The organism is Agrobacterium sp. CG160-95 (assembly GCF_053521725.1).
The window spans coordinates 623,576-645,336 of the sequence record NZ_JBNWDU010000001.1 but is presented as its reverse complement, the minus strand read 5'-3'; the positions used below and the strand labels follow the sequence as shown (position 1 = coordinate 645,336).

Below are 21,761 nucleotides of genomic sequence, written 5' to 3'. Positions count from 1 at the left end.
TACACGAATGCGTCAGTAACGCTGTTATTTTGCTTTTGCGGCAATTCTGGCGCGCAATTCGCCGCAATTATGCTGCACTGCGATGTAAACTGGACGTTGTGGCGTTTCCAACATGCTGCCAATGCTGTAGATGATAGAAAAATGACAACGCTTCTGGGTGGAGAGCGTGGAATGAAAAAGTGGGTTTATACCTTCGGCAACGGTGCTGCCGAAGGCCGGGCAGGTGACGTTGCTATATTGGGCGGCAAGGGTGCAAACCTTGCCGAAATGGCAAGTCTCGGCCTTCCCGTTCCCCCCGGCCTCACCATCATAACCGATGCCTGCGCCCTTTATCACAAGAACGGCCGCGATCTCCCCGAAGAGCTGAAGCTGCAAGTCATGGCCGGCCTTCACGGCATGGAAGCCGTGACCGGCAAGACATTCGGCGGCAGCCAGACGCCGCTGCTGTTGTCGGTTCGATCAGGCGCGCGTGCCTCCATGCCGGGCATGATGGACACGGTGCTCAATCTCGGCCTCAACGACCGCACGGTGCAGGCGCTGGGCCACGATGCGGGCGACGCCCGTTTCGCCTGGGACAGCTATCGCCGCTTCATCCAGATGTATGCCGATGTCGTCATGGGTCTCGACCATGAGCTGTTCGAAGAAATTCTCGAAGACGAGAAAGGCCGGCTCGGCCATGAATACGATACCGATATGTCGGCGGTCGAGTGGCAGCATGTCGTTGCGCTTTACAAGCAACTGATCGAGGACGAGTTGGGAGAGGCTTTCCCGCAGGATTGCCATGTTCAGCTCTGGGGCGCGATCGGTGCAGTCTTTGCCAGCTGGACGAACCATCGCGCCGTGACCTATCGACACCTGCACAATATTCCCGGCGACTGGGGCACGGCGGTCAACGTCCAGGCCATGGTCTTTGGCAATCTCGGCTCGTCATCGGCAACCGGCGTTGCCTTCACCCGCAATCCCTCCACCGGAGAGGCGGAGCTTTACGGCGAGTTCCTCGTCAATGCCCAGGGTGAAGATGTGGTAGCGGGCATCCGCACGCCGCAATCCATCACCGAGGCCGCGAGGCTGGCGTCGGGTTCCGACAAACCCTCCATGGAAAAGCTGATGCCAGAGGCTTTCGCCGAGTTCATGGTGATCTGCAAACGGCTGGAGACCCACTATCGCGACATGCAGGATCTGGAATTTACCATCGAGCGCGGCAAGCTCTGGATGCTCCAGACCCGTTCCGGCAAGCGCACCACACGCGCCGCCATGAAGATCGCCGTCGATATGGTCGAGGATGGGCTGATTTCGCAGGAAGAAGCCGTCTGCCGCATCGAGCCGTCATCGCTCGACCAATTGCTGCACCCCACCATCGATCCCGGTATTTCCCGGCCCATCATCGGCTCCGGCCTGCCTGCCTCCCCGGGGGCGGCAACCGGCGAGATCGTCTTTACCTCGGAAGAAGCGGTCGCTGCGGAAGCCGAAGGCCGAAGCGTCATTCTGGTCCGCATCGAAACCAGTCCGGAAGATATTCACGGCATGCATGCCGCCGAAGGCATTCTGACGACGCGCGGCGGTATGACCAGCCACGCCGCCGTGGTGGCGCGCGGCATGGGCATTCCCTGCGTTACCGGCGCGGGTTCGATGCGCGTCGATATGCGCAACAAGGTGCTGATCGGCGTTGGTTGCATGCTGAAACGCGGCGATGTCATCACCATCGACGGCTCTTCCGGCCGGGTGATGAAAGGTGAAGTGCCGATGACGCAGCCTGAACTGTCAGGCGACTTCGGCAAGCTGATGCAATGGGCCGATAATCTGCGCCGTATGACAGTGCGCACCAACGCCGATACACCGGCCGATGCCCGCGCCGCCCGTGCTTTCGGTGCAGAAGGTATAGGTCTTTGCCGCACCGAGCATATGTTCTTCGAAGGCGACCGCATTCATGTGATGCGCGAGATGATTCTCGCCGAAAGCGAAAAGGGCAGGCGGGCAGCGCTTGACCGGCTTTTGCCGATGCAGCGTTCGGATTTCACCGAGCTTTTCCAGATCATGCACGGCCTGCCGGTGACGATCCGCCTGCTTGATCCGCCGCTGCACGAATTCCTGCCGAAGAGCGATGGCGAGATCGTAGAGGTCGCCGCCGCCATGGGCATGCCGCAGACCGTATTCCGCCAGCGGCTGGATGCGCTGCACGAATTCAACCCCATGCTCGGCCATCGCGGTTGCCGGCTTGCCATTTCCTATCCCGAAATTGCCGAAATGCAGGCGCGCGCCATTTTTGAGGCTGCGGTTGCGGCGGCGCGCATCACCGGTGCGCCTGTCGTGCCTGAGATCATGGTGCCGCTGGTCGGCCTCCGGTCCGAACTCGATTACGTCAAGGCTGTCATCGACACTGTGGCCGCCGAGGTGGCGGAAGAGACCGGCATGACGCTCGAATATCTGACCGGCACCATGATCGAATTGCCGCGTGCGGCGCTGCGCGCGCATGTGATTGCGGAAGCTGCGGAGTTCTTCTCCTTCGGCACCAACGATCTGACGCAGACGACCTTCGGCATTTCCCGTGACGACGCGGCACGTTTCATCAATACCTATCAGCGCAAGGGCATTATTGAACGCGATCCGTTCATCTCGCTCGATTTCGACGGTGTGGGAGAACTGATCCGCATTGCCGCCGAGCGCGGCCGCCAGACGCGGCCGGAGCTGAAACTCGGCATCTGCGGCGAACATGGCGGCGACCCGGCCTCGATCCATTTCTGCGAGGATGCGGATCTCGACTACGTGTCCTGCTCGCCCTTCCGCGTGCCCATCGCGCGTCTTGCCGCCGCGCAGGCGACGCTTGCCGCAAGGGCAAGGCAGGGTGAAACCGCCAGCAATGTCGCCTTCATTCCGGTCAGGGGTTTGGTTGGACGATGATCCGCCGCTCCACCACCACCGGCCGATAGAACATGTCGCGGTTCATCTGCGCCTGCCAGGCGCGGTTGTCGGCGCGACGATCCATTTCCAGATCGAGAAGGCAACCCGCCATGGGGTCGGTGCCGGGGCGGAAACCATAACCCCGGCATGTCGCCTCATCCCGCGCCCGGCGCTCTTCCGGCGTCAGCGTCTGGCAGGCGGTGAGCGCCAGTAGAGCGGTGAGCGAACCTAAGACGATGGAAACGCGCATTTTGTTTCTCCCAAGAACATGACAGCCGGGCGGCACTTTTATTGCCGCGATTAATACGCCTGATTCATGATCGGGAAAAGCGGGTGAAGACTGGAAAGTTGCATCGTCCATTATTGCCTGATGCCGCAATCTTCTTTTCACGCCAGGGATGGCCGCGGCCGCCACCCGTTCTTGTTTTGCATTATTACTCTGAGCAGCCGTCCAGTATCGTGCCCCTGCTATCTTCAAGCGAGGCGTTGTTGCCTTTCGTGCGCAAAGTGTAGCTATAGTTCGGGTCTATTGCGTTATAGACCGCTCCGGACGCCGATATTGTTTCCGCCATAGGGATCATTTCTTCCATTTGTTGGAGGATCGCGAAGCTTTTTCCATCGACGCCGTTGACGTAAACTACACGTAGGACTTCGTTGTTGGCGCACGAATAGGATACGGAATCAACAGTTGTTCCCGCTGCTGCGGTCAAATTAGGGAATGCAATGAAGGAGAAAATACTCAGGAGAATTATAGACAATTTTTTCATATTTTTTCTCGGTGCAATTTTGTTTTCCATAATTATATTATGATAATTGCAGTTAAAATTGATGATTCGCAAATTTATACTTCAATATTTTTGGGATTATTGTCAATGTGGGCGTCGCTAAAGTGATAGCGACGCCCATTATGGAGATATGAAGGTACCACCCCGGCGGCACCACTTTCAGTGGTTCTTTGTTCAGGCAGGAACCGCGTCGCGGTCATCGAGTGCCTCGATGTCCTTGGCGTTGTTGTAGACTGCCTCGTCCAGAATGCCTTCACGTTTGGCGACGATGGTGGGCACCAGCGCCTGACCGGCGACGTTGACGGCCGTGCGGCCCATGTCGAGGATCGGGTCGATGGCGAGCAGCAGGCCAACACCTTCGAGCGGGAGACCGAGCGTGGAGAGCGTCAGCGTCAGCATCACCACGGCACCCGTCAGGCCCGCCGTTGCGGCCGAGCCAAGCACCGAGACGAACACGATCAGCACATAGTCCTGAATGCCGAGCGGCACCTGGAAGAACTGGGCGATGAAGATCGCTGAAATCGCCGGATAGATGGCGGCGCAGCCGTCCATCTTGGTGGTGGCGCCGAGCGGCACGGCGAAGGCGGCATATTCGCGTGGCACGCCGAGGCTTTTTTCCGTCACGGTTTCGGTGACGGGCAGGGTGCCGATAGAAGAGCGCGACACGAAGGCGAGTTGGATTGCCGGCCATGCGCCCGCAAAGAAGCGCGATGGCTTCAGGCCATGGGCGAGAAGCAGCGCCGGATAGACCACGAAGAGAACCAGCGCCAGACCGATATAAACGGCCGCCGCGTACCAGCCAAGCTGCGAAAGCGTCGTCCAGCCATATTGGTCAACGGCGCGACCGAGCAGGCCGATGGTGCCAATGGGCGTGAGGCGGATGACCCACCACAGGATCTTGCGCACGATGGCAAGCAGCGACTGGTTGAAGGCAAGGAACGGCTCCGCCGCCTTGCCCGCTTTCAGCGCCGCGACACCAAAGGCAATCGACACCACGAGCAGCTGCAACACGTTGAAGTTCAGCAAGGTGCTAGCGGAACCGTTATTGACCTTGGTCGAGGCCTCGAGGCCGAACACGTTGGCCGGCACGAGACCCTTCAGGAAGTCGAGCCAGGAACCGGTGGAGGAGGGGGCTGCCGCTGCCGTATTGGCAATCGCGGTGTTCACGCCCGGCTGAATGACGAGGCCAAGGACGATGCCGATGACCACGGCGATCAGCGCCGTGATGGCGAACCACAGAAGCGTCTGCCAGACGAGCTTTGCCGCATTGGAGAGGTTCTTGAGATTGGCGATGGAGGCGACGATGGCCGTGAAAATCAGCGGCGGCACCAGCGCGCGCAACAGCTGCACGAAAATGCTGCCGATGGTCTGCAACGTCACGGAAAGCCAGTTCGGGCTGCCGGCGGCATCAGGACCGATATTGCGCGCAACGAGCCCGAGCAGCAGGCCGATGACCATGGCGATCAGAACCTGAAAGCCGAAGTTGCGATAAAAGGGTTTTGACCCGGATGAGCGGGCTGGCGTCGTTGCCTGTGACATGGCTTGTCTCTTTTTTATGCAAGAAAACGAGGATAATGCACTTTTTACACGCATTCTCGAAGGAAGGGACGAAGAATACGCCGATTTCCTCAGCAAATAAGGGATGAGCTTGCGTATTTGTTGCACTGCCGATGCATTATTCTCTTAAGGGGAGATAATGCGGAAAAATATTCCGCTCTATCGTGGGCGCAGCCTTTCACGCGCTCAAAACGATGTAGGCTGAGGCCGTTGCGTTCCCACTCCGTCACCCCGGACCAGATCCGGGGTCCATTGCGATCAAGTCCTTGATCGCGGGAGGCTTCTTTCAGCATGCAGACGCGCCGTGGCTGGATGCCGGATCAAGTCCGGCGCGACAAAGGCGGGTTTACGCACTTTACCCGCAGATCAGACGCGTCCTTGTTTTCCTAACCGCAAATCCGGTCTATGACATCATATGCAGGTGATTCCCTTGCCAGATTTCGGGTGCAACGCTTTTACGCCAATGCGATCTAACGGATATCCGCTTCCATGACTGTGCGTTTTGTCCGGCCTTTTTCAGTTGCAGCCTATCTTTCCCGCTATCTCGGTATGGCGGCGCTGGCGCTTTTTCTTGTCGCCGCCGGCATCCACCGTTTCGGACCGTTGACGACGCCCGATCTCGTCGGCCTGCTGATGATAGCCGCTGGAATCGCTTTGGTGGCGATGCTTCTGGCGTTGGTTGGTCTTGAACGGCTGTGGACCACGGGTGCGCGCGGCGGCCTTTCTGCGCTTGCCGCGCTGCTGTTGTCGGCGCTGCCGCTCGGCGTCGTCGGTTACGGCGCATTTCTGTACTGGCAGCAGCCAAAGATATACGACATCTCCACCGATCTTGCCGATGCGCCGGGATGGCTGGTGCCGCCCGTTGCCAATCAGCAATGGCTGGCAAGACCGGCCACTGTTGCAAAAGCGGACCGGGACGCGCAGGCGGTGGCCTATGCGAGCCTTGCCGGACGCCGTTATGAAGGTGCGATAGACCGCATCTACACCGCCGCCAAAAAAATGGCCGCCGCCCAGAGCATCCGCATCACCCATACCAAAGGCGTCATCGGCACGGTGGAGCCGCCCTCCGTCGGCGTTCCCGAACAGGACAAGTCGCAGCCCACCGAGGAAGCGCCGGTAGAGGACCTGCCCTCCATCGTGCCGGTTCCCATGGCACGGCCGGTCGAGGCACCGCAGCCCACCTTCTTTAACGGCAGCGGCGTGGTTCTGATGCAGGGCGAAAAGCGCACGCGCATCTGGGGCCTGCGTTTCGACATCCTCATCCGCCTGAAAGAGGAGGCGGAAACCACGATCGTCGATGTGCGCGTTGCCTCCCGTTACGGCCCGCACGATCTTGGCATGGGAGCAGCAATCGCAGAAGCCTATCTCGATGCGCTGGATGCGGAAATGCAAGGCCTGAACGACAATTGAGGCTTAGTTTCCTTCTTCGTCATTCCGGCTCAATGCCGGAACGACGGGGAAATGCGACGGTGGTTGAATTTTTGAACCGGATATGATGACGCCGATATGAGCGTTGCGCCCAGACGCCTGCCTCACGCCGAAAAATATTCCCCCAGCAACGAAGGCGCACCCTCGGTCCGCACCTCGCCCTTTTCGATCAGGTCTTCGATATGCGCGAGTACAGAAAGTGCCGCAGCCCCGTGCAGGCGTTTGTCGGTGCTGGCATAGATCACCTTCACCATATCGGCGATCCGCCGGTCGCCTTCCCGGATGCGCTTCAGAACCGCCCGTTCCCGCATGCGGCGGTGGGCGCGAAGCCCGCGCATGAAGGCTGCGGGATCGTTGACCGGGCCGCCATGGCCGGGCAGGAACAGCCGGTCGTCGCGGGCGAGCAGGCGCTCCAGCGAGGCCATGTAATCGCTCATCGACCCATCAGGCGGTGCGACGATGGTGGTGGCCCAGGCCATGACGTGATCGGCGGAAAAGACGATGCCGCTGCCTTCCAGTGCGAAAGCGGCGTGGTTGGCGGTGTGCCCCGGCGTGTGCAGTGCCGTCAGCGCCCAGCCGTCGCCGGAAAGGCTCTGCCCGTCGCCAAGTGCCACATCCGGCACGAAAGCCGTATCGGAACTTTCGGCAAAGGGATTGGTCTCACCCACATGCAGTGGCCGGGCGGCGCGGTGCGGGCCTTCCGCAACTGTGATAGCGCCGGTCGCCTGCCGCAGCCGCTGCGCAAGCGGCGAGTGATCGCGATGTGTGTGGCTGACGAAGATATGGGTGACCTCGCGGCCATCAAGCGCCGCCATCAGCGCCTGAAAATGCGCCTCATCCTCCGGGCCGGGATCGATGACGGCAACGGACCGGTCGCCGACGATATAGGAGTTGGTGCCATGGAAGGTAAACGCGGAAGGATTGTTGACGGTGATGCGCTGGATGAGCGGGGCAACGGGAACCGCCTCGCCATAGGCCGGCCTGAAATCGAGATCGAATGCCGGGTCCGCCATCAAGACCTCCTGAAATATGCTATGCCACGCAAAGCCGCAGCCTCAGCCGCGCAATCGCCAAGCCCTAACATGCCATGTCAGGCGCGGCATCCAAAAAGCTTGGATTTTGTGAAAAAATAAGCCGTCAGGTCATTGCCGCGTCGGGCAGGCTTTGCTAATCAGGCCCGGTTCAGGCAGCGGCGTTTCGCCCAAGCTGCCTTGTTGGGGCGTCGCCAAGCGGTAAGGCACCGGTTTTTGGTACCGGCATTCCCAGGTTCGAATCCTGGCGCCCCAGCCATCACTTCCAAAATCAGAACAGCGTGCACAGGTGCCGGCGTGCATCTACCAGCCGAGCTATTTCGCTGCGATCCCGGATGTTGTGACGCGCGAAAACCTGTCCTCCGTCATCACCAGCCTTGACCCAAGAATCCACAAGCCGTTGAAATCCATGGGTCCTCGCGAAGAGGCCAGGATGACGCGTGTGTGTTAAAGGCCTGCTTAAACAGAAACGCCGCGCATCCAAAGACACGCGGCGTCCAAACTTAAAATCGCGGCTAAGCCTTAAAGCGCGATATCCGGAACCTTCTTCACCGACGCGCCAGCAGGTGCCGCTCCCGCGCCCTTCAGCGCGCCAAGATCGATCTGCGGCGGGGTCGGCAATTGCAGGTGCTCGGCCGTATAGGCCCATTCCTGCTGCACTTTTTCCGGGTCGTCATTGAGCTTGGTGCCGTAGCTCGGAACGATCTGGCGGATCTTGGCCTGCCATTCCGGTGTTGCCACCTTGTCCTTGAAGACCTTTTCCAGAACGCTCAGCATGATCGGTGCGGCCGTGGAGGCGCCAGGGGAGGCGCCGAGCAGACCGGCGATGCTGCCATCCTGCGCGGCGACGATTTCCGTGCCGAGCCTGAGTACACCGCCCTTTTCCTCGTCGCGCTTGATGATCTGCACGCGCTGGCCCGCCTGCCACAGGCGCCATTCGCCCTGCTTCGCGTTCGGGAAATATTCCTTCAACGCGGCAAAGCGGTCGTCGTCCGACATCATCAGCTGGCCGGCGAGATATTCCACCAGCGGATATTCATCGATGCCAACGCGCACCATCGGCCAGGCATTGCTTGTCGTGACGGAGGAGACGAGATCGAAATAGGAGCCTTCCTTCAGGAACTTGGTGGAGAAGGTGGCGAAAGGTCCAAACAGGATGACACGCTTGCCACCAAGCACGCGGGTATCCAGGTGTGGAACCGACATGGGCGGCGAGCCGACCGAGGCCTTGCCGTAGGCCTTGGCCAGATGCTGCATCGTCACGTCAGGATTGTCGTTGATCAGGAACGAGCCACCAACCGGGAAACCGGCGTAATTGTCGCCTTCCGGAATACCGGACATCTGCAACAGATGCAGCGCACCGCCGCCGGCGCCGATGAACACGAATTTCGCATCCACGGTCTGCTCAGCATCGGTCTTTAGGTTGCTATAGGTCACGCGCCAGCTGCCATCGGCATTGCGCTGGATATCGGAAACCTCGCTATTGACTTGCAGGTCGAAATTTCGGTCGCTTTGCAGATGCGAAACGAACTGGCGGGTGATCTCGCCGAATTCCATGTCGGTGCCGAGCGGAGACCAGGTCGCGCCGATCTTCTGGGAAGGATCGCGCCCTTCCATCATCAGCGGCACCCATTTCTTAAGCTGCTCGGGGTCGCTGGAATATTCCATGCCGGCAAAAAGCGGGCTTGCCTTCAGCGCTTCGTAGCGCTTTTCGAGATAGGCGATGTTCTCATCGCCCCAGACGAAGCTCATATGCGGCGTGTGGTTGATGAAGGAGCGCGGGTTCTTCAAAACGCCGTTACGTACCTGCCATGCCCAGAACTGCCGGGAAATCTGGAAGGATTCGTTGATGTTGACGGCTTGGCTGATCTTGATGTTGCCGTTGTCGTCTTCCGGCGTGTAGTTCAGCTCGGCAAGCGCGGAATGGCCGGTGCCGGCATTGTTCCAGCCGTTGGAGCTTTCAAGCGCCACGCCGTCCAGCCGCTCGAGCATCTGCATCGACCAGGTCGGCTCCAGTTCACGCAGCCACACGCCGAGCGTCGCGCTCATGATGCCGCCACCGATCAGAAGCACGTCGACTTTCTTGGTAGCCGTATTGGCGAGAAGCGAGGATGTCGGCAGCGCTGTCGCTGCAAGCCCTGCGAGCGCAGTGCCGAGAACCTGTCTGCGGTTCATTGGAAGCGCATGGGAGAGAAGCGCGTCTGAGGAAAGATCAGTGAGCTGGGATTTGTCTTGATCGATGGGAGTCACGGCCATACCTGATTCTTGTTTTGTGTTAAAAACACTCCTCCCAGCCGCCCCGTTACAGCAAAGCCGAAACAGGCACAACCCTGACTTATTCACTCCAGTTCAAGCGATTTTGCGTGGATTTTGCCGGGACATAAGGTCGCATTGGCTGTTTTTGCCATTTTGCGGATTGTCATTTTTGTGGTCGCGAGGATTAGACGGTGCTTTCAAACGGTTGAAAGTGTCTCAAGCGCGAATATCGCGAAAACGCCGTCAATTCGGCGTTTGCCGCGCTTGGCGGATCAGGTCGCGCTGGTCCGTGTGAAAAAAATTCAGAAAAAATAAGAATAATCGCAAAAAAGTGAAAAGGCCCGCCGGTTAGGGCAGGCCTTGGCTCGTTTCGTCTGCTGGACGAAAACTCAGTTTGCGGCGAGGAATTCCGCGCAATAGCTCGGGCCGTTGACGCCGGGGCGGTCGGAAACCGTGCGTACCGAAGTGATCGTGTAGTCGCTGGAGACGGTGAGCTGAACCGTGCAGGAGAGCGAGGCGGTGCGGGCGGGCGAAATCTGGCGACCCTTCTTGCCGTCCTTGCCTTCTTCGAACTTGGCCGGAATGGTGGCCTTCTTGTAACCGCCGCGCCAGTTATAGATGGTCGAGCTGCCGGTTTCCGTGTCGCTCAGCGGCGGGCCGAATTTTGCAAAGAAAATACCTGCGGACTGACCGACCCACCGCGTTTCAACGGGGCTCTTCTGGGTGAAGGAAGGGGCAGAGCCCGTCGATGTCGTGCAGGCGGAGAGCGCAATGGCGAGCCCTGCGAGCGTTACGCTGCGAAATAGCATGGTGAAATGTCCTTTGTGCCGTGTCCGGCTTCCCGCCGGTCATTACGTTCCCCTAGCAGATTTGGCGGCGACGGGCAGGGGAGCTGTGCCGCTTGACGAAAATTTCCTGCCACAATTGCTTTTTTGTAACGTTTTCACACACGCCGCCCGGTGCGGCAGGCACTTGGCGACCGCTCTTCGCAGCGCGTTGAAAACTTGTCACAAAAAATGCAATATGCCGCTTGTCGAATGCTGGAGGCTGGTCTATAGAAGCGCCGCTGGTCACGGAGTGTAGCGCAGTCTGGTAGCGCACGTCGTTCGGGACGACGGGGTCGGAGGTTCGAATCCTCTCACTCCGACCAGCTTAAGCCCAATATTTCCCGGGGCTTTCAAATGATCCCAACACTTCTGAAGATCCTTGGATCAAGGCATCGCACGGAGACCTGACCGTTTAAAACCGGACGGGTAAACGCATTCGGCGTCCGCAACTGCAAATCACGACTTTGGTGATTGCACGGAAGGTCAATTTCTCCTCCTTGCCAACGGGAGAATGAGCAAAACGCAAACAACAGCCGTCGGCCAGAAGTCGGTTAAACCATCCCAGGACCAATTCCAGAAGTAATAACCGTCCACATGGGGAGGAGGCATTTCTACGGACACCTCGTAGTCCCGCTTTTCCCGGCCATGAAAATGACCGGTGGCGAAGGCCAGCCCGATTATCCACGCGTTTCGCCAGCTAACGAGCAGGCGAAACAGAACGGCGACAATCGCCGCCATGATGACGGCCTCTAGAATGTGCCCTGCCCAATCCCAATGGTCTTGAATGTAGGTCCAGTCGATCATCGGTAGCGGTAATCACCGCGCCAGTCGCGACGATCACGCCAATCCCTCCGGTCGCGCCAGTCGCGACGGTCATAGTCACGGTAGTGGCGATCGCGTTCATAGGTGCGGTAGTACACGCCCGTCGTATAATATCCGCCGCTACGGTAGCCCCGATCATCGACACAGCCGCTTAGGATGCCCACCGAAACCAGGCAGATCGCTGCAGTCAGAATTTTCATAATCTTCATCTCCCAATGACGGACACTAACGTGCGCTGAACCACGCAGTTCCATTGCTGAGAGAGTGAGTTGTCGGTCATTAACCGGGCCTGAACACAGCGCCATGACGCTGGCCATCTTCTCGGCTCTGACAAGCGTCGAAAACTTGATGCGTTTGACGTTATCGACTGCGATGAACCCGTCGTCAGCGCAGTCGCAGGGAACGCAACTGCGCCTCAACCGTTATCCCACCACAACAACGATGGAGGATAAGATGCTAAAAGGTATTGCACTGTGGGCGATGGGTGTTCCGATTTTTGTGATCATTCTGCTTTACATGTTCGTATTTTAAACGAGGCCTGATCCAAAGGCTTTCAAACAAAAAAGGCGACCGCTTGGACGGTCGCCTTTTTGTTGTGCGCGGGTGTCTGTCAGTCCAGATCGCTGATCAGCCGTGAGGCTGTCGCACCATCCGTGCGGCGGATGTCGATCTCGTCGCGGTGCTTGGCCAGCAGTTCGCTTGCCAGAAGCTTCTCGGCCAGATGGGCGGGCAGGGAGAGAATGACGCGGTCACCCTGTTCTTCCGTCGCGCCAACGCTGCGTTTTCCGGCAATCATGCCACCCGCCACCGTGTTATTGGTGTCGGGGTCGATCAGGATGAAGGAGCCGGTTGCCCGGTTCTGCTCATAGGCATCGAAGATTGCCGTCTCGTCGAAGGAGAGCCGCACCTTGCCGATGGCGTTCATCGGCAGCGATGTCTCGTGCGCCTGCCATTCGCCTTCTTTCAGGTTGAGCTGGCTGACTGGCTGCACGCTGACGCGCTGGCGGCGGCTGCCGCTTTTCAGCCAGTAACGTTTGCCAGCCTCGATGCCACCCGGCTGCAACGCCACGATCTGCGCGTCGAAGGCAAGCCCTGTCTGCGGTTGTGCCTCGATGGACACGATCATGTCGCCGCGCGAGACGTCCACCTGACGGTCGAGAACGAGCGTGACCGCGTCACCAGCAACGGCGGCGTTACGCACCAGATCGAAAGTGACGATCTGCTTGACATTCGCGACCATGCCCGACGGCAGCACGACAACGCTATCGCCCGGCTTGACCGAGCCGCCGGCAACCGTGCCCTGATAACCGCGGAAACTTTCGCCGGGGCGCGACACGCGCTGTACGGGGAAGCGGAAACCACCCGATTGCGCCGAGCGCACCGTGGCAAGCTCCAGCGTTTCGACCAGCGTCGGGCCTTCATACCAGGGCATGGAGGCCTTGCCTGATAGCACGACGTTTTCGCCCTTCAGCGCCGACATTGGAATGGCTGTGATCTGCTTGATGCCGAGGTCGGAGGCGAAATCGCGGAATTCGTGGGCGATCAGTTCAAAACCAGCCTTGTCGTAATTCGTCAGGTCGATCTTGTTGATGGCCAGCACGAATTGCCGGATGCCCATCAGCGCCGCGATGGTGGCGTGTCGGCGTGTCTGTTCCAGAATGCCGGTGCGCGCATCGACCAAAAGTACGGCGAGATCGGCCGTGGAAGCGCCGGTCGCCATGTTACGGGTATATTGCTCATGGCCGGGCGTGTCGGCCACGATGAAGGCGCGCCGGTCGGTTGAGAAATAGCGATAAGCGACATCGATGGTGATGCCCTGTTCGCGCTCTGCCTGCAAACCGTCGAGCAGCAGCGCGAAATCTGGCAGGCCGAGATCGTTCTGCTTGCCGCTATCGCGGTGCAGGGTGGCGGCCTGATCTTCCTTGACGGCCTTGGTGTCCCACAGGAGACGGCCGATCAGGGTCGATTTGCCATCATCGACGCTGCCGCAGGTGATGAGACGAAGCGGGCGCGTATCACGCGTCGCCTTCGAATGTTCGGCAAAGGGCAGAATGGTGGCCGTGGAGGCGGTGTTGGTAGCAGCGGCGGTCATCAGAAATAGCCCTCGCGCTTCTTCTTCTCCATCGAGCCGGACTGGTCTCGATCGATGGCGCGGCCCTGCCGCTCGGAAACGGTGGCGATTTCCAGCTCTGCGATGACCTCCTGAAGCGTCGCCGCCTCGGAGTGGATCGCGCCGGTCAGCGGGAAGCAGCCGAGCGTGCGGAAGCGGATCGAGCCGTGCTGGATCTCTTCGCCGGGCAGCAGCTCCAGCCGCTCGTCTTCGGCAAGGATCATCATGCCGTCACGCTCGATATAGGGGCGCTCGGCAGCGTAATAGAGCGGCACCAGCGGAATGTTTTCCGCCTCGATGTAACGCCAGATATCGACTTCGGTCCAGTTGGAGAGCGGGAAGGCGCGCACGCTTTCGCCCTTGCGGACCATGCCGTTATAGATGTTCCACAGCTCAGGGCGCTGGTTGCGCGGGTCCCACTTGTGGTCCGGCGTGCGGAAGGAATAGATGCGCTCCTTGGCGCGGCTTGCTTCCTCGTCGCGGCGCGCACCGCCGAAGGCGGCATCGAACTGACCGGCGTCCAGCGCCTGGCGCAGCGCTTCCGTCTTCATGATGTCGGTGTAGAGCGCCGAACCGTGGGTGAAGGGCGTCACGTTTTCGCTCGCGCCGCGCGGGTTTGTATAGGAGATGAGATCGAGGTCATATTCCTTGACGATCTTGTCGCGGAATTCGATCATTTCCTTGAATTTCCAGCCCGTATTGACGTGCAGCAGCGGGAAGGGCACGCGGCCTGGGAAGAATGCCTTGCGCGCCAAATGCAGCAGCACGGACGAATCCTTACCGATGGAATAGAGCATCACGGGATTGTCGAATTCGGCGGCGACTTCGCGGAAGATATGAATGGCTTCGTTTTCAAGCGCCTTCAGATGCGGATCGAGCGGCGGCTTGGATGCGACAGTATTCTTGCTGTCCGTCTCGTGGACTGCGTTGGACATTTTAAACTCCGGAACTGGTCTGAATGATTATCGTTGTGGGATGGCGGAAATGGCGGACGTCTGGTCCGCACCGGCGACGTGAAGACCGCATTCGCGCTTCTCGTCGTTTTCCCACCACCATCGTCCGGCGCGCTCAGGCTCGCCGGGCTTGATAGCGCGTGTACACGGCTCGCAGCCGATGGAGGGGTAACCACGCGCATGCAACGGATTGACGGGAATGTTTTCAGAAGCGACATAGGCCTTGATCTGGTCGATGTCCCAGTCCGCCAAGGCATTGACCTTGATCAGATTACGCTCAGCGTCGAATTCGGCAAAAGGTGTGGTCGCACGATTGCCCGACTGGCCGCGGCGGAGCCCGGTGATCCAGAAGGTGGCACCTTCCAGCGCCTTGCCGAGCGGGATCAGCTTTCTGACATGACAGCAGGCGTGACGGGCCTCGATGCTTTCGTAAAAACCGTTGAGGCCGTATTTTTCGGCATAGGCGTCGATATCGTCCTGTTCGGGCCGAAAGCGACGGATGTCGATGCCGAAGCGTTCCTCGGTTTCCTCGATGAGATCGACGGTTTCCTTGAAGAGCCGGCCGGTTTCCAGCGTCACGACGTCGATCGGCAACCGGTGGGTGCCGATGGCCGCCGTGATGACCTGATCCTCGATGCCGAGGCTGGTGGTGAAGACCGCATGGCCGCCAAGACCGGCGATAAAGGAAAGTCGTCCCGCAAGATCGAGCCCGGCAAGCGTGGCGTCGAGGGAAGCGGTATCGGCAGAGGCATTTGCTGAATTGATCGTCATTGTCACGTCCGGGATTTCCATGGCCGATTATTGTTGAAATCGGGCCTCTGGAACAGAAATGACAGTCTTTGTGCGCTGCACTTCAGAGCAAAAATGCCTCACGCGCACGATCTATGAGCAAAAGATGCCCGTTCACCTTCTTTGCAGCTTGGATTTGAATTGTGACAACTTCTGCGCTAAGCCGGAATTGCCGGGTATCCGGGCTTGTGTTCTACTGGTTTCACGATGATTTCGCAGAAGGCAAAATATGCGCTGAGGGCGCTTCTTTCGCTGGCAAAGGCCGACGGCGGCTGTCCTGTGCAAATTTCCGATATTGCCCGCGAACAGGCCATTCCGAAAAAATTCCTTGAACAGATCCTTCTCGAAATGAAGAAGGAACGCATCGTCGAAAGCAGGCGCGGCAAGCAGGGTGGTTATTTGCTGGCGCGCCCGGCTGCCGATATCACCTTCGGCGAGGTGCTGCGCCTCATCGACGGGCCGCTCGCTCCCTTGCCCTGCCTGTCGCAGACCGCCTATCGCCGGTGCGAGGATTGCGATGGCGAAAAGCAGTGCGAAATACGCCACGTCTTCGCCCGCGTGGCCGATGCCACCCGCAATATCCTTTTCAACACCACCGTTGCGGATGCCGTTGCAGGCGTGGAAGTGCCCGAACTTTTGACGGCCTGACGAAAAAATCGTCTAAAACCCCTGAATATTTTTCGCCGTAACGCCAAAAAATCGTCAAAAATGTGAAACGGTTTTGCATTCAGCAAAGTTTTACACGACGCTTGTTGCGCCTTTCGCCTATGCTGCGCTGTATTTGTTGCCCGTGGAAACGCTCTCGGGAAACACTTTTTCGATCGTATTCGGCCTCATTGACCAACTCTACCGGTCCAGTAGAGTTAAGCCATCTTCATCAGGAGGGAATACCGATGTCCAAGCTTCTGTCCGGTTTGAGCGTTTTCGCTCTCGGTCTATCGCTGGCTCTGGGAGGTGTCGGCTCGGCTGCCGCGCAGACCAAGCTGCTTAACGTGTCCTATGATCCGACCCGCGAACTCTACAAGGATTTCAACGAAGCCTTCGCCAAGAAGTGGAAGGCCGATACCGGTGAGGATGTCACGATCCAGCAGTCGCATGGCGGCTCCGGCAAGCAGGCTCGCTCGGTCATCGACGGTCTGGAAGCCGATGTGGTGACGCTGGCGCTGCAGAGCGATATCGATGCCATCGTCCAGAATTCCGGCAAGATCAACAAGGACTGGCGCGGCCGCCTGCCGCATAATTCCTCGCCCTACACCTCCACCATCGTGTTCCTCGTCCGCAAGGGCAACCCGAAGGGCATCCATAACTGGGGCGATCTGGTAAAGGGCGACGTGCAGATCGTTACCCCGAACCCCAAGACCTCTGGTGGCGCACGCTGGAATTACATTGCCGCCTGGGCATGGGCGAATGAAGAGTTCAAGGGCGATCAGGACAAGATCAAGGCCTATGTCGGCGAACTCTACAAGCGCGCTCCGGTGCTCGATACCGGTGCCCGCGGCTCCACGGTCACATTTGCGCAGCGCCAGATCGGCGACGTGCTGCTGGCCTGGGAAAACGAAGCCTATCTGGCCGGTCAGGAATTCGGCGCGGATGCCTTCGACATCATCGTGCCGCCAATCTCGATCCTCGCCGAGCCGCCGGTCGCCGTGGTTGACGCGAACGTCGACGCCAAGGGCACCCGCAAGGCGGCGGAAGCCTATCTGCAATATCTCTATTCCGACGAAGGTCAGAATATCGCGGCGAAGCACTTCTATCGTCCTTCGAACCCCGCAGTTGTTTCCAAGGATCTGCTGAAGCAGCTGCCCGACATCAAGCTCGTCACCATCGACGATCCGCAGTTTGGCGGTTGGGCCAAGGCGCAGCCTGAACATTTCGGTGACGGCGGCATCTTCGACCAGATTTACAAGCCCGCCAAGTAAGCGGAAGATGGGCTGAAGACAAATCCGCCCAACCCGCTTAAGGGAACTTGAAAAACGACAAATCGATCGACCGGACACCGTGCCGGTCGATCCTTTATAACAAGGCCGGGGAACACCGGCTCCCAGAGAGCATTTCCAGGAAAAGTGGACCCCGGTTTTCTGTCCGGAAATGTGCCAAACTAAAGATTATCCGGAGCGTTGATGAGCAATAATACATCCGGAAACAGGTGGAAGTGGCGTCAATCGAGCGTGATACCCGGCTTCGGCCTGACGTTCGGTTACACGGTCGTCTATCTGTTTCTCATCATTCTTATTCCGCTCGGCGGCCTCGTCTGGTCCACGGCGAAACTTGGTTTTGCAGATTTTATTGCGATCGCTGTCGATAGCCGTACGCTGAATGCGCTGCGCGTCAGTTTCGGCACCGCCTTCATCGCCGCACTGGTGAACGCTGTTTTTGGCGTCATCGTCGCCTGGGTTCTCACGCGGTATCGTTTTCCCGGCCGGCGTTTCGTTGATGCCATCGTGGATCTGCCCTTTGCCCTGCCGACGGCGGTTGCCGGCATCGCGCTCACCACGCTTTATGCCAATCGCGGCTGGGTTGGCTCGCTGTTCGAACCCTTCGGCATCAAGATCGCGTTTACGCCGACCGGTATCGTCATCGCGCTGATCTTCATCGGCCTGCCATTCGTGGTCCGCACCGTGCAGCCGGTCATGGAAGAAATAGACCGGCAGGTGGAGGAGGTGGCGGCAACGCTCGGCGCCAACCGTTTCCAGACCATCAGCCGGGTGCTGCTGCCAAGCCTCACGCCCGCCATCCTGACGGGCTTCGCACTCGCCTTCGCGCGTGGTATCGGAGAGTACGGTTCGGTCATCTTCATCGCCGGCAATATTCCTTACGTCTCGGAAATCGCACCGCTCCTCATCGTCATACGGCTGGAGGAGTTCAATTATGCGGGCGCGACGGCCATCGCCACCATCATGCTGATCATTTCCTTCGCCATGCTGTTCCTCATCAATCTCATTCAGGCCTGGAGCCGCAAGAGGTACGGTTATGTCTGATGCTTCCCGCACCTCGTCCCGACCGTTCCGCGATCCCGCCAGCGAGAGCCTGCCTGCCCGGCTGGTGCTGATTGCCATTGCCTTCCTATTCCTTGCGGCTTTCCTCGTGCTGCCGCTGGTATCGGTGTTCTTCGAGGCATTTCGCAAAGGCGCCGATGCCTTCTGGGAAGCGATCGTCGAGCCGGATGCACTCTCCGCCATCCGTCTGACACTGCTTGTCGCCGCCATTTCGGTGCCGCTCAACCTTATCTTCGGTGTCGCAGCCGCCTGGGCGATTGCGAAATTCGAGTTCAAGGGCAAGGCATTCCTGATAACGCTGATCGACCTGCCGTTCTCGATCTCGCCGGTCATATCGGGTCTGGTTTATGTCATCCTGTTCTCTTCGCACAGCGTGCTCGGGCCATGGCTGAAGAGTTATGGCATCGAAATCCTCTTTGCTGTTCCGGGCATCGTGCTAGCCACCATCTTCGTCACCTTTCCCTTCGTCGCGCGTGAACTGATCCCGCTGATGCAGGAGCAGGGCAATGGCGATGAGGAGGCGGCGATCTCGCTTGGCGCAACCGGCTGGCAGACCTTCTGGTATGTCACGCTGCCGAATATCAAATGGGGACTGCTCTACGGGGTGCTGCTCTGCAACGCCCGCGCCATGGGCGAGTTCGGCGCCGTCTCTGTCGTATCAGGCCATATTCGCGGCGAGACCAACACCATGCCGCTGCATGTCGAGATACTCTATAATGAGTACAATATCGGCGCGGCCTTCGCGGTGGCGACGCTGCTGGCTGGCCTGGCGCTCGTGACACTCGTTCTCAAAACCATTCTCGAAATACGCTTTGGCGCGGGCAACGCAGCCGGCAAGCATTGAAAGGCATATTCATGGAAGTGAAAGTTTCCGGCATCACCAAGCAGTTTGATCGCTTTCCGGCGCTGAACGACGTGTCGCTCGACATTCGTTCCGGCGAGCTGATCGCGCTGCTCGGTCCCTCCGGTTCCGGCAAGACGACGCTGCTGCGCCTCATCGCCGGCCTGGAGCAGCCGACCCAAGGCCGCATCTTCTTTGGCGATGAGGATGCCTCGCACCGCTCGGTGCAGGAGCGCAATGTCGGTTTTGTGTTTCAGCACTACGCCCTGTTCCGCCACATGACGGTTGCCGACAACATCGCCTTCGGCCTGAAGGTGCGCCCTTCCGCCTCCCGCCCGCCGAAAGCGGAGATCCGCAGGCGAGTTTCGGAGCTTCTGGACATGGTGCATCTGACCGGCCTCGAAAAGCGCTACCCCACCCAGCTTTCCGGCGGCCAGCGTCAGCGCGTGGCACTTGCCCGCGCAGTCGCCATCGAGCCGAAGGTGCTGCTGCTCGATGAACCCTTCGGCGCACTCGATGCCAAGGTGCGCAAGGAACTGCGCCGCTGGCTGCGCGAGTTCCACGACCGCACGGGCCACACCACCGTCTTCGTTACCCACGATCAGGAAGAAGCACTGGAACTGGCCGACCGCGTCGTCGTCATGAGCCAGGGCAAGATCGAACAGGTCGGCACGGCGGATGACGTCTACGACACGCCCAATTCCCCGTTCGTCTTCTCCTTCATCGGCGAATCCTCCAGCCTGCCGGTGACGATCCGCGACGGCCAGGTGGTGTTTCAGGGCGAGAGCATCGGCGTCGCCGAAAATGGCGCAGGTGAGGGCGAGCTGTTCTTCCGTCCGGAAGATGTGGTGTTGACCGACGAGAAAAACGCGCTTTACGGCAAGGTTACCACCTGTCGCCGCCTCGCCGGCACCCGCATCGCCGAAATCGACATCGCCAATAACGGCCATGACCCCTATCACCTCGAAATCGAGGTGCCGCTCAACGCCGCCGTGGCGGTAGGTGCCGAACTGCGGTTTCGTCCGACACGGTGGAAGGTGTTTGGCAAGAAGTAGGGCAGATGCGGCTGCAGCTGGCGGTTCCCCGTCATACTGGCCTTGAGCCGGTATCCATTCAGCCCAAACACTTGGTCTGGCTGGATCTCTGTGACAAGCACAGAGATGAGGGAACCGGGTAAACGCGCCGATAACCCCAGAAACGGAAAAGGGTCGCCAGAGGCGACCCTTCCATGAGCTTGGTCCTGTTTACAGACCCGGGACTGTTTCTCAACGTTCCGAAGGCAAGAGGTTTTTACGCCGAGGGCTGCCCCGTCGAAAACCCACCCTTTCCATTGCCTGCACCAGAGACCGAAATCTCATTAGACATTGGATCACCTCCTTCCGATACGTTGAACATAACTAGAAGGTAGTACGATTCGTCATTAATGCAAGAGGTCTGATCAGGACACTCGCATCACGATCTTGCCGATATGATTGCTGGTTTCCATCAGCCGGTGGGCCTCCACAACTTCGTCCAGCGTGAAGACCTTGTTGATGACAGGCGTAACCTTGCCGCTTTCGATGAGTGGCCAGACCTGTTCGATAAGCTCATCACGGATGGCGCGTTTCTCGTCAGCGGTACGTGGCCGCATGGTGGAGCCGGTGACGGTCAGGCGTTTGACCATGATTGGCCGCAGATCGACCTTTTCAGCCACGGCGCCGCCCAGAAAGGCGATGATGGACAGACAGCCATCCTTGGCGAGTGCGGCAATGTTCTTTTCGAAATAGGCCGCACCGATCATGTCGAGAACCACATCGACACCCTTGCCATCGGTCTCGGCCTTGATGACGGCGGTGAAATCCTCGTCGCGGTAATTGATGGCCCGTTTGGCACCAAGCTTGACGCAGGCCTCGCATTTTTCCGCAGAACCCGCCGTCGCATAGACATCAGCGCCGAAGGCTTTGGCGAGCTGGATGGCGGTTGTGCCGATACCGCTGGTGCCGCCGTGGATGAGCACGCTTTCGCCTTCGGTCAGGCCCGCCATCTGGAAGAGATTGGCCCAGACGGTGAAGAAGGTTTCCGGCAGCGCGGCGGCCTTGACGGCGTCGTACCCCTTGGGGAAGGGCAGGGCCTGACCGGCCGGCACGGTGCAATATTGCGCATAACCGCCGCCATTGGCGAGCGCGCAGACCTTGTCGCCAGGTTTGAATTCGCTGACGCCTTCGCCGAGCGCCACCACTTCTCCGGCAATTTCGAGGCCGAGGATCGGGCTTGCGTCCTTCGGCGGCGGATAGGCGCCCTGCCTCTGCGCGACATCGGGGCGGTTGACGCCGGCCGCCTCGACCCTCACCAGGATTTCGCCTCTGGCGGGGGTTGGCAAAGGTGCTTGCGAAAGCTGCATCACCTCCGGGCCACCATGGGAGGGAAGGTCGATGAAGCGCATTTTTTCGGGCAGGGTCACATTTTCGGGCATGGCCAGGGGCAATTCC

General features: G+C 59.3%; 20 protein-coding genes and 2 tRNA genes. 10 read left to right on the top strand and 12 right to left on the bottom strand.

The genetic code is table 11. The features are described from left to right. Positions 1–171 precede the first annotated feature (171 nt). Positions 172–2,898 (top strand): pyruvate, phosphate dikinase, encoded by a 2,727-nt coding sequence (gene ppdK, locus ACQZ63_RS03280; RefSeq protein WP_003511838.1) that lies wholly within the window; start codon positions 172–174, stop codon positions 2,896–2,898. Here the strand turns inward: ppdK and ACQZ63_RS03275 are convergent. From ACQZ63_RS03275 to ACQZ63_RS03265, 3 genes are all read right to left on the bottom strand, one after another. Further along, complete coding sequence (locus ACQZ63_RS03275) at positions 2,876–3,148, bottom strand: hypothetical protein (RefSeq protein ID WP_111783265.1); 273 nt, start codon at positions 3,146–3,148, stop codon at positions 2,876–2,878. The two genes, ppdK and ACQZ63_RS03275, sit on opposite strands and share 23 nt — an antisense overlap. 184 nt (positions 3,149–3,332) lie before the next feature. Continuing rightward, on the bottom strand, positions 3,333–3,695 hold the full coding sequence (locus ACQZ63_RS03270) for an MliC family protein (RefSeq protein ID WP_111783264.1): 363 nt from the start codon (positions 3,693–3,695) through the stop codon (positions 3,333–3,335). A gap of 162 nt (positions 3,696–3,857) precedes the next feature. Further along, complete coding sequence (locus tag ACQZ63_RS03265; protein ID WP_111783263.1) at positions 3,858–5,222, bottom strand: dicarboxylate/amino acid:cation symporter; 1,365 nt, start codon at positions 5,220–5,222, stop codon at positions 3,858–3,860. Positions 5,223–5,729: 507 nt separating this feature from the next. Between ACQZ63_RS03265 and ACQZ63_RS03260 the strand changes: the two genes are divergently transcribed. Next, positions 5,730–6,650 (top strand): DUF1499 domain-containing protein, encoded by a 921-nt coding sequence (locus ACQZ63_RS03260; protein ID WP_111783262.1) that lies wholly within the window; start codon positions 5,730–5,732, stop codon positions 6,648–6,650. A 122-nt stretch (positions 6,651–6,772) separates the two neighbouring features. Here the strand turns inward: ACQZ63_RS03260 and ACQZ63_RS03255 are convergent, their stop codons facing one another. After that, positions 6,773–7,681, bottom strand: coding sequence for an MBL fold metallo-hydrolase (locus ACQZ63_RS03255; protein WP_111783261.1), 909 nt, complete (start codon positions 7,679–7,681; stop codon positions 6,773–6,775). Positions 7,682–7,883: 202 nt separating this feature from the next. Here ACQZ63_RS03255 and ACQZ63_RS03250 point away from each other — a divergent pair. Further along, positions 7,884–7,958 (top strand) — tRNA-Gln (locus ACQZ63_RS03250). A 263-nt stretch (positions 7,959–8,221) separates the two neighbouring features. On the opposite strand, the gene mqo is transcribed toward ACQZ63_RS03250, so the two are convergent. Both mqo and ACQZ63_RS03240 read right to left on the bottom strand, forming a co-directional pair. Further along, on the bottom strand, positions 8,222–9,955 hold the full coding sequence (mqo, locus tag ACQZ63_RS03245) for a malate dehydrogenase (quinone) (protein WP_162701096.1): 1,734 nt from the start codon (positions 9,953–9,955) through the stop codon (positions 8,222–8,224). A gap of 389 nt (positions 9,956–10,344) precedes the next feature. Next, the gene (locus ACQZ63_RS03240) at positions 10,345–10,764 is read right to left on the bottom strand and encodes a hypothetical protein (RefSeq protein WP_003511854.1); all 420 of its coding nucleotides are present in this window, start codon (positions 10,762–10,764) and stop codon (positions 10,345–10,347) included. A 264-nt stretch (positions 10,765–11,028) separates the two neighbouring features. Here ACQZ63_RS03240 and ACQZ63_RS03235 point away from each other — a divergent pair. Beyond that, positions 11,029–11,105 (top strand) — tRNA-Pro (locus tag ACQZ63_RS03235). 160 nt (positions 11,106–11,265) lie between these two features. Here the strand turns inward: ACQZ63_RS03235 and ACQZ63_RS03230 are convergent. Both ACQZ63_RS03230 and ACQZ63_RS03225 read right to left on the bottom strand, forming a co-directional pair. Then, positions 11,266–11,586 carry a hypothetical protein gene (locus ACQZ63_RS03230; protein WP_112751906.1) on the bottom strand — a complete coding sequence of 107 codons (321 nt, stop codon included), beginning with the start codon at positions 11,584–11,586 and terminating at the stop codon, positions 11,266–11,268. Then, complete coding sequence (locus tag ACQZ63_RS03225; protein WP_003511857.1) at positions 11,583–11,804, bottom strand: hypothetical protein; 222 nt, start codon at positions 11,802–11,804, stop codon at positions 11,583–11,585. The genes ACQZ63_RS03230 and ACQZ63_RS03225 overlap by 4 nt, the downstream gene beginning before the upstream one ends. Positions 11,805–11,907: 103 nt before the next feature. Here ACQZ63_RS03225 and ACQZ63_RS03220 point away from each other — a divergent pair, with 103 nt between their 5' ends. Further along, entirely contained in the window at positions 11,908–12,135 is a 228-nt protein-coding gene (locus tag ACQZ63_RS03220) for a hypothetical protein (RefSeq protein ID WP_113555947.1), read from the top strand. A 79-nt stretch (positions 12,136–12,214) separates the two neighbouring features. Here ACQZ63_RS03220 and cysN read toward each other — a convergent pair whose 3' ends face one another. From cysN to ACQZ63_RS03205, 3 genes are read right to left on the bottom strand one after another with little or no spacing between them, the layout of a single operon-like run. Then, positions 12,215–13,696 (bottom strand): sulfate adenylyltransferase subunit CysN, encoded by a 1,482-nt coding sequence (gene cysN / locus ACQZ63_RS03215; RefSeq protein WP_003511861.1) that lies wholly within the window; start codon positions 13,694–13,696, stop codon positions 12,215–12,217. Then, positions 13,696–14,649, bottom strand: a complete 954-nt coding sequence (gene cysD / locus ACQZ63_RS03210; protein WP_003511863.1) for a sulfate adenylyltransferase subunit CysD — start codon at positions 14,647–14,649, stop codon at positions 13,696–13,698. The genes cysN and cysD overlap by 1 nt, the downstream gene beginning before the upstream one ends. A 27-nt stretch (positions 14,650–14,676) precedes the next feature. Beyond that, entirely contained in the window at positions 14,677–15,459 is a 783-nt protein-coding gene (locus ACQZ63_RS03205) for a phosphoadenylyl-sulfate reductase (RefSeq protein WP_162763634.1), read from the bottom strand. A gap of 204 nt (positions 15,460–15,663) precedes the next feature. Here ACQZ63_RS03205 and ACQZ63_RS03200 point away from each other — a divergent pair, with 204 nt between their 5' ends. The 5 genes from ACQZ63_RS03200 (at position 15,664) to ACQZ63_RS03180 (ending at position 20,348) form a co-directional block, all read left to right on the top strand. Then, a complete protein-coding gene (locus ACQZ63_RS03200) occupies positions 15,664–16,104 on the top strand; it encodes an RrF2 family transcriptional regulator (protein ID WP_025592702.1) in 441 nt (146 codons plus the stop codon). A gap of 245 nt (positions 16,105–16,349) precedes the next feature. Then, positions 16,350–17,375, top strand: a complete 1,026-nt coding sequence (locus ACQZ63_RS03195; RefSeq protein WP_113555946.1) for a sulfate ABC transporter substrate-binding protein — start codon at positions 16,350–16,352, stop codon at positions 17,373–17,375. Between the two features lie 201 nt (positions 17,376–17,576). Further along, on the top strand, positions 17,577–18,434 hold the full coding sequence (gene cysT, locus ACQZ63_RS03190) for a sulfate ABC transporter permease subunit CysT (protein WP_038490139.1): 858 nt from the start codon (positions 17,577–17,579) through the stop codon (positions 18,432–18,434). Next, positions 18,427–19,296 carry a sulfate ABC transporter permease subunit CysW gene (gene cysW / locus ACQZ63_RS03185; RefSeq protein WP_003511871.1) on the top strand — a complete coding sequence of 290 codons (870 nt, stop codon included), beginning with the start codon at positions 18,427–18,429 and terminating at the stop codon, positions 19,294–19,296. Before cysT ends, cysW begins: the two co-directional genes overlap by 8 nt. An 11-nt stretch (positions 19,297–19,307) precedes the next feature. Next, a complete protein-coding gene (locus ACQZ63_RS03180) occupies positions 19,308–20,348 on the top strand; it encodes a sulfate/molybdate ABC transporter ATP-binding protein (RefSeq protein WP_003511873.1) in 1,041 nt (346 codons plus the stop codon). Positions 20,349–20,731: 383 nt separating this feature from the next. On the opposite strand, the gene ACQZ63_RS03175 is transcribed toward ACQZ63_RS03180, so the two are convergent. Beyond that, entirely contained in the window at positions 20,732–21,745 is a 1,014-nt protein-coding gene (locus ACQZ63_RS03175) for an NAD(P)H-quinone oxidoreductase (RefSeq protein ID WP_162632936.1), read from the bottom strand. Positions 21,746–21,761: the final 16 nt, after the last annotated feature.

Excerpts from the sequence above, each read along its gene's own strand:
- ppdK (WP_003511838.1), top strand. The coding sequence starts at position 172 with ATGAAAAAGTGGGTTTATACCTTCGGCAACGGTGCTGCCGAAGGCCGG.
- ACQZ63_RS03275 (WP_111783265.1), bottom strand. The coding sequence starts at position 3,148 with ATGCGCGTTTCCATCGTCTTAGGTTCGCTCACCGCTCTACTGGCGCTC.
- ACQZ63_RS03270 (WP_111783264.1), bottom strand. The coding sequence starts at position 3,695 with ATGGAAAACAAAATTGCACCGAGAAAAAATATGAAAAAATTGTCTATA.
- ACQZ63_RS03265 (WP_111783263.1), bottom strand. The coding sequence starts at position 5,222 with ATGTCACAGGCAACGACGCCAGCCCGCTCATCCGGGTCAAAACCCTTT.
- ACQZ63_RS03260 (WP_111783262.1), top strand. The coding sequence starts at position 5,730 with ATGACTGTGCGTTTTGTCCGGCCTTTTTCAGTTGCAGCCTATCTTTCC.
- ACQZ63_RS03255 (WP_111783261.1), bottom strand. The coding sequence starts at position 7,681 with ATGGCGGACCCGGCATTCGATCTCGATTTCAGGCCGGCCTATGGCGAG.
- mqo (WP_162701096.1), bottom strand. The coding sequence starts at position 9,955 with ATGGCCGTGACTCCCATCGATCAAGACAAATCCCAGCTCACTGATCTT.
- ACQZ63_RS03240 (WP_003511854.1), bottom strand. The coding sequence starts at position 10,764 with ATGCTATTTCGCAGCGTAACGCTCGCAGGGCTCGCCATTGCGCTCTCC.
- ACQZ63_RS03230 (WP_112751906.1), bottom strand. The coding sequence starts at position 11,586 with ATGATCGACTGGACCTACATTCAAGACCATTGGGATTGGGCAGGGCAC.
- ACQZ63_RS03225 (WP_003511857.1), bottom strand. The coding sequence starts at position 11,804 with ATGAAAATTCTGACTGCAGCGATCTGCCTGGTTTCGGTGGGCATCCTA.
- ACQZ63_RS03220 (WP_113555947.1), top strand. The coding sequence starts at position 11,908 with ATGACGCTGGCCATCTTCTCGGCTCTGACAAGCGTCGAAAACTTGATG.
- cysN (WP_003511861.1), bottom strand. The coding sequence starts at position 13,696 with ATGACCGCCGCTGCTACCAACACCGCCTCCACGGCCACCATTCTGCCC.
- cysD (WP_003511863.1), bottom strand. The coding sequence starts at position 14,649 with ATGTCCAACGCAGTCCACGAGACGGACAGCAAGAATACTGTCGCATCC.
- ACQZ63_RS03205 (WP_162763634.1), bottom strand. The coding sequence starts at position 15,459 with ATGGAAATCCCGGACGTGACAATGACGATCAATTCAGCAAATGCCTCT.
- ACQZ63_RS03200 (WP_025592702.1), top strand. The coding sequence starts at position 15,664 with ATGATTTCGCAGAAGGCAAAATATGCGCTGAGGGCGCTTCTTTCGCTG.
- ACQZ63_RS03195 (WP_113555946.1), top strand. The coding sequence starts at position 16,350 with ATGTCCAAGCTTCTGTCCGGTTTGAGCGTTTTCGCTCTCGGTCTATCG.
- cysT (WP_038490139.1), top strand. The coding sequence starts at position 17,577 with ATGAGCAATAATACATCCGGAAACAGGTGGAAGTGGCGTCAATCGAGC.
- cysW (WP_003511871.1), top strand. The coding sequence starts at position 18,427 with ATGTCTGATGCTTCCCGCACCTCGTCCCGACCGTTCCGCGATCCCGCC.
- ACQZ63_RS03180 (WP_003511873.1), top strand. The coding sequence starts at position 19,308 with ATGGAAGTGAAAGTTTCCGGCATCACCAAGCAGTTTGATCGCTTTCCG.
- ACQZ63_RS03175 (WP_162632936.1), bottom strand. The coding sequence starts at position 21,745 with ATGCCCGAAAATGTGACCCTGCCCGAAAAAATGCGCTTCATCGACCTT.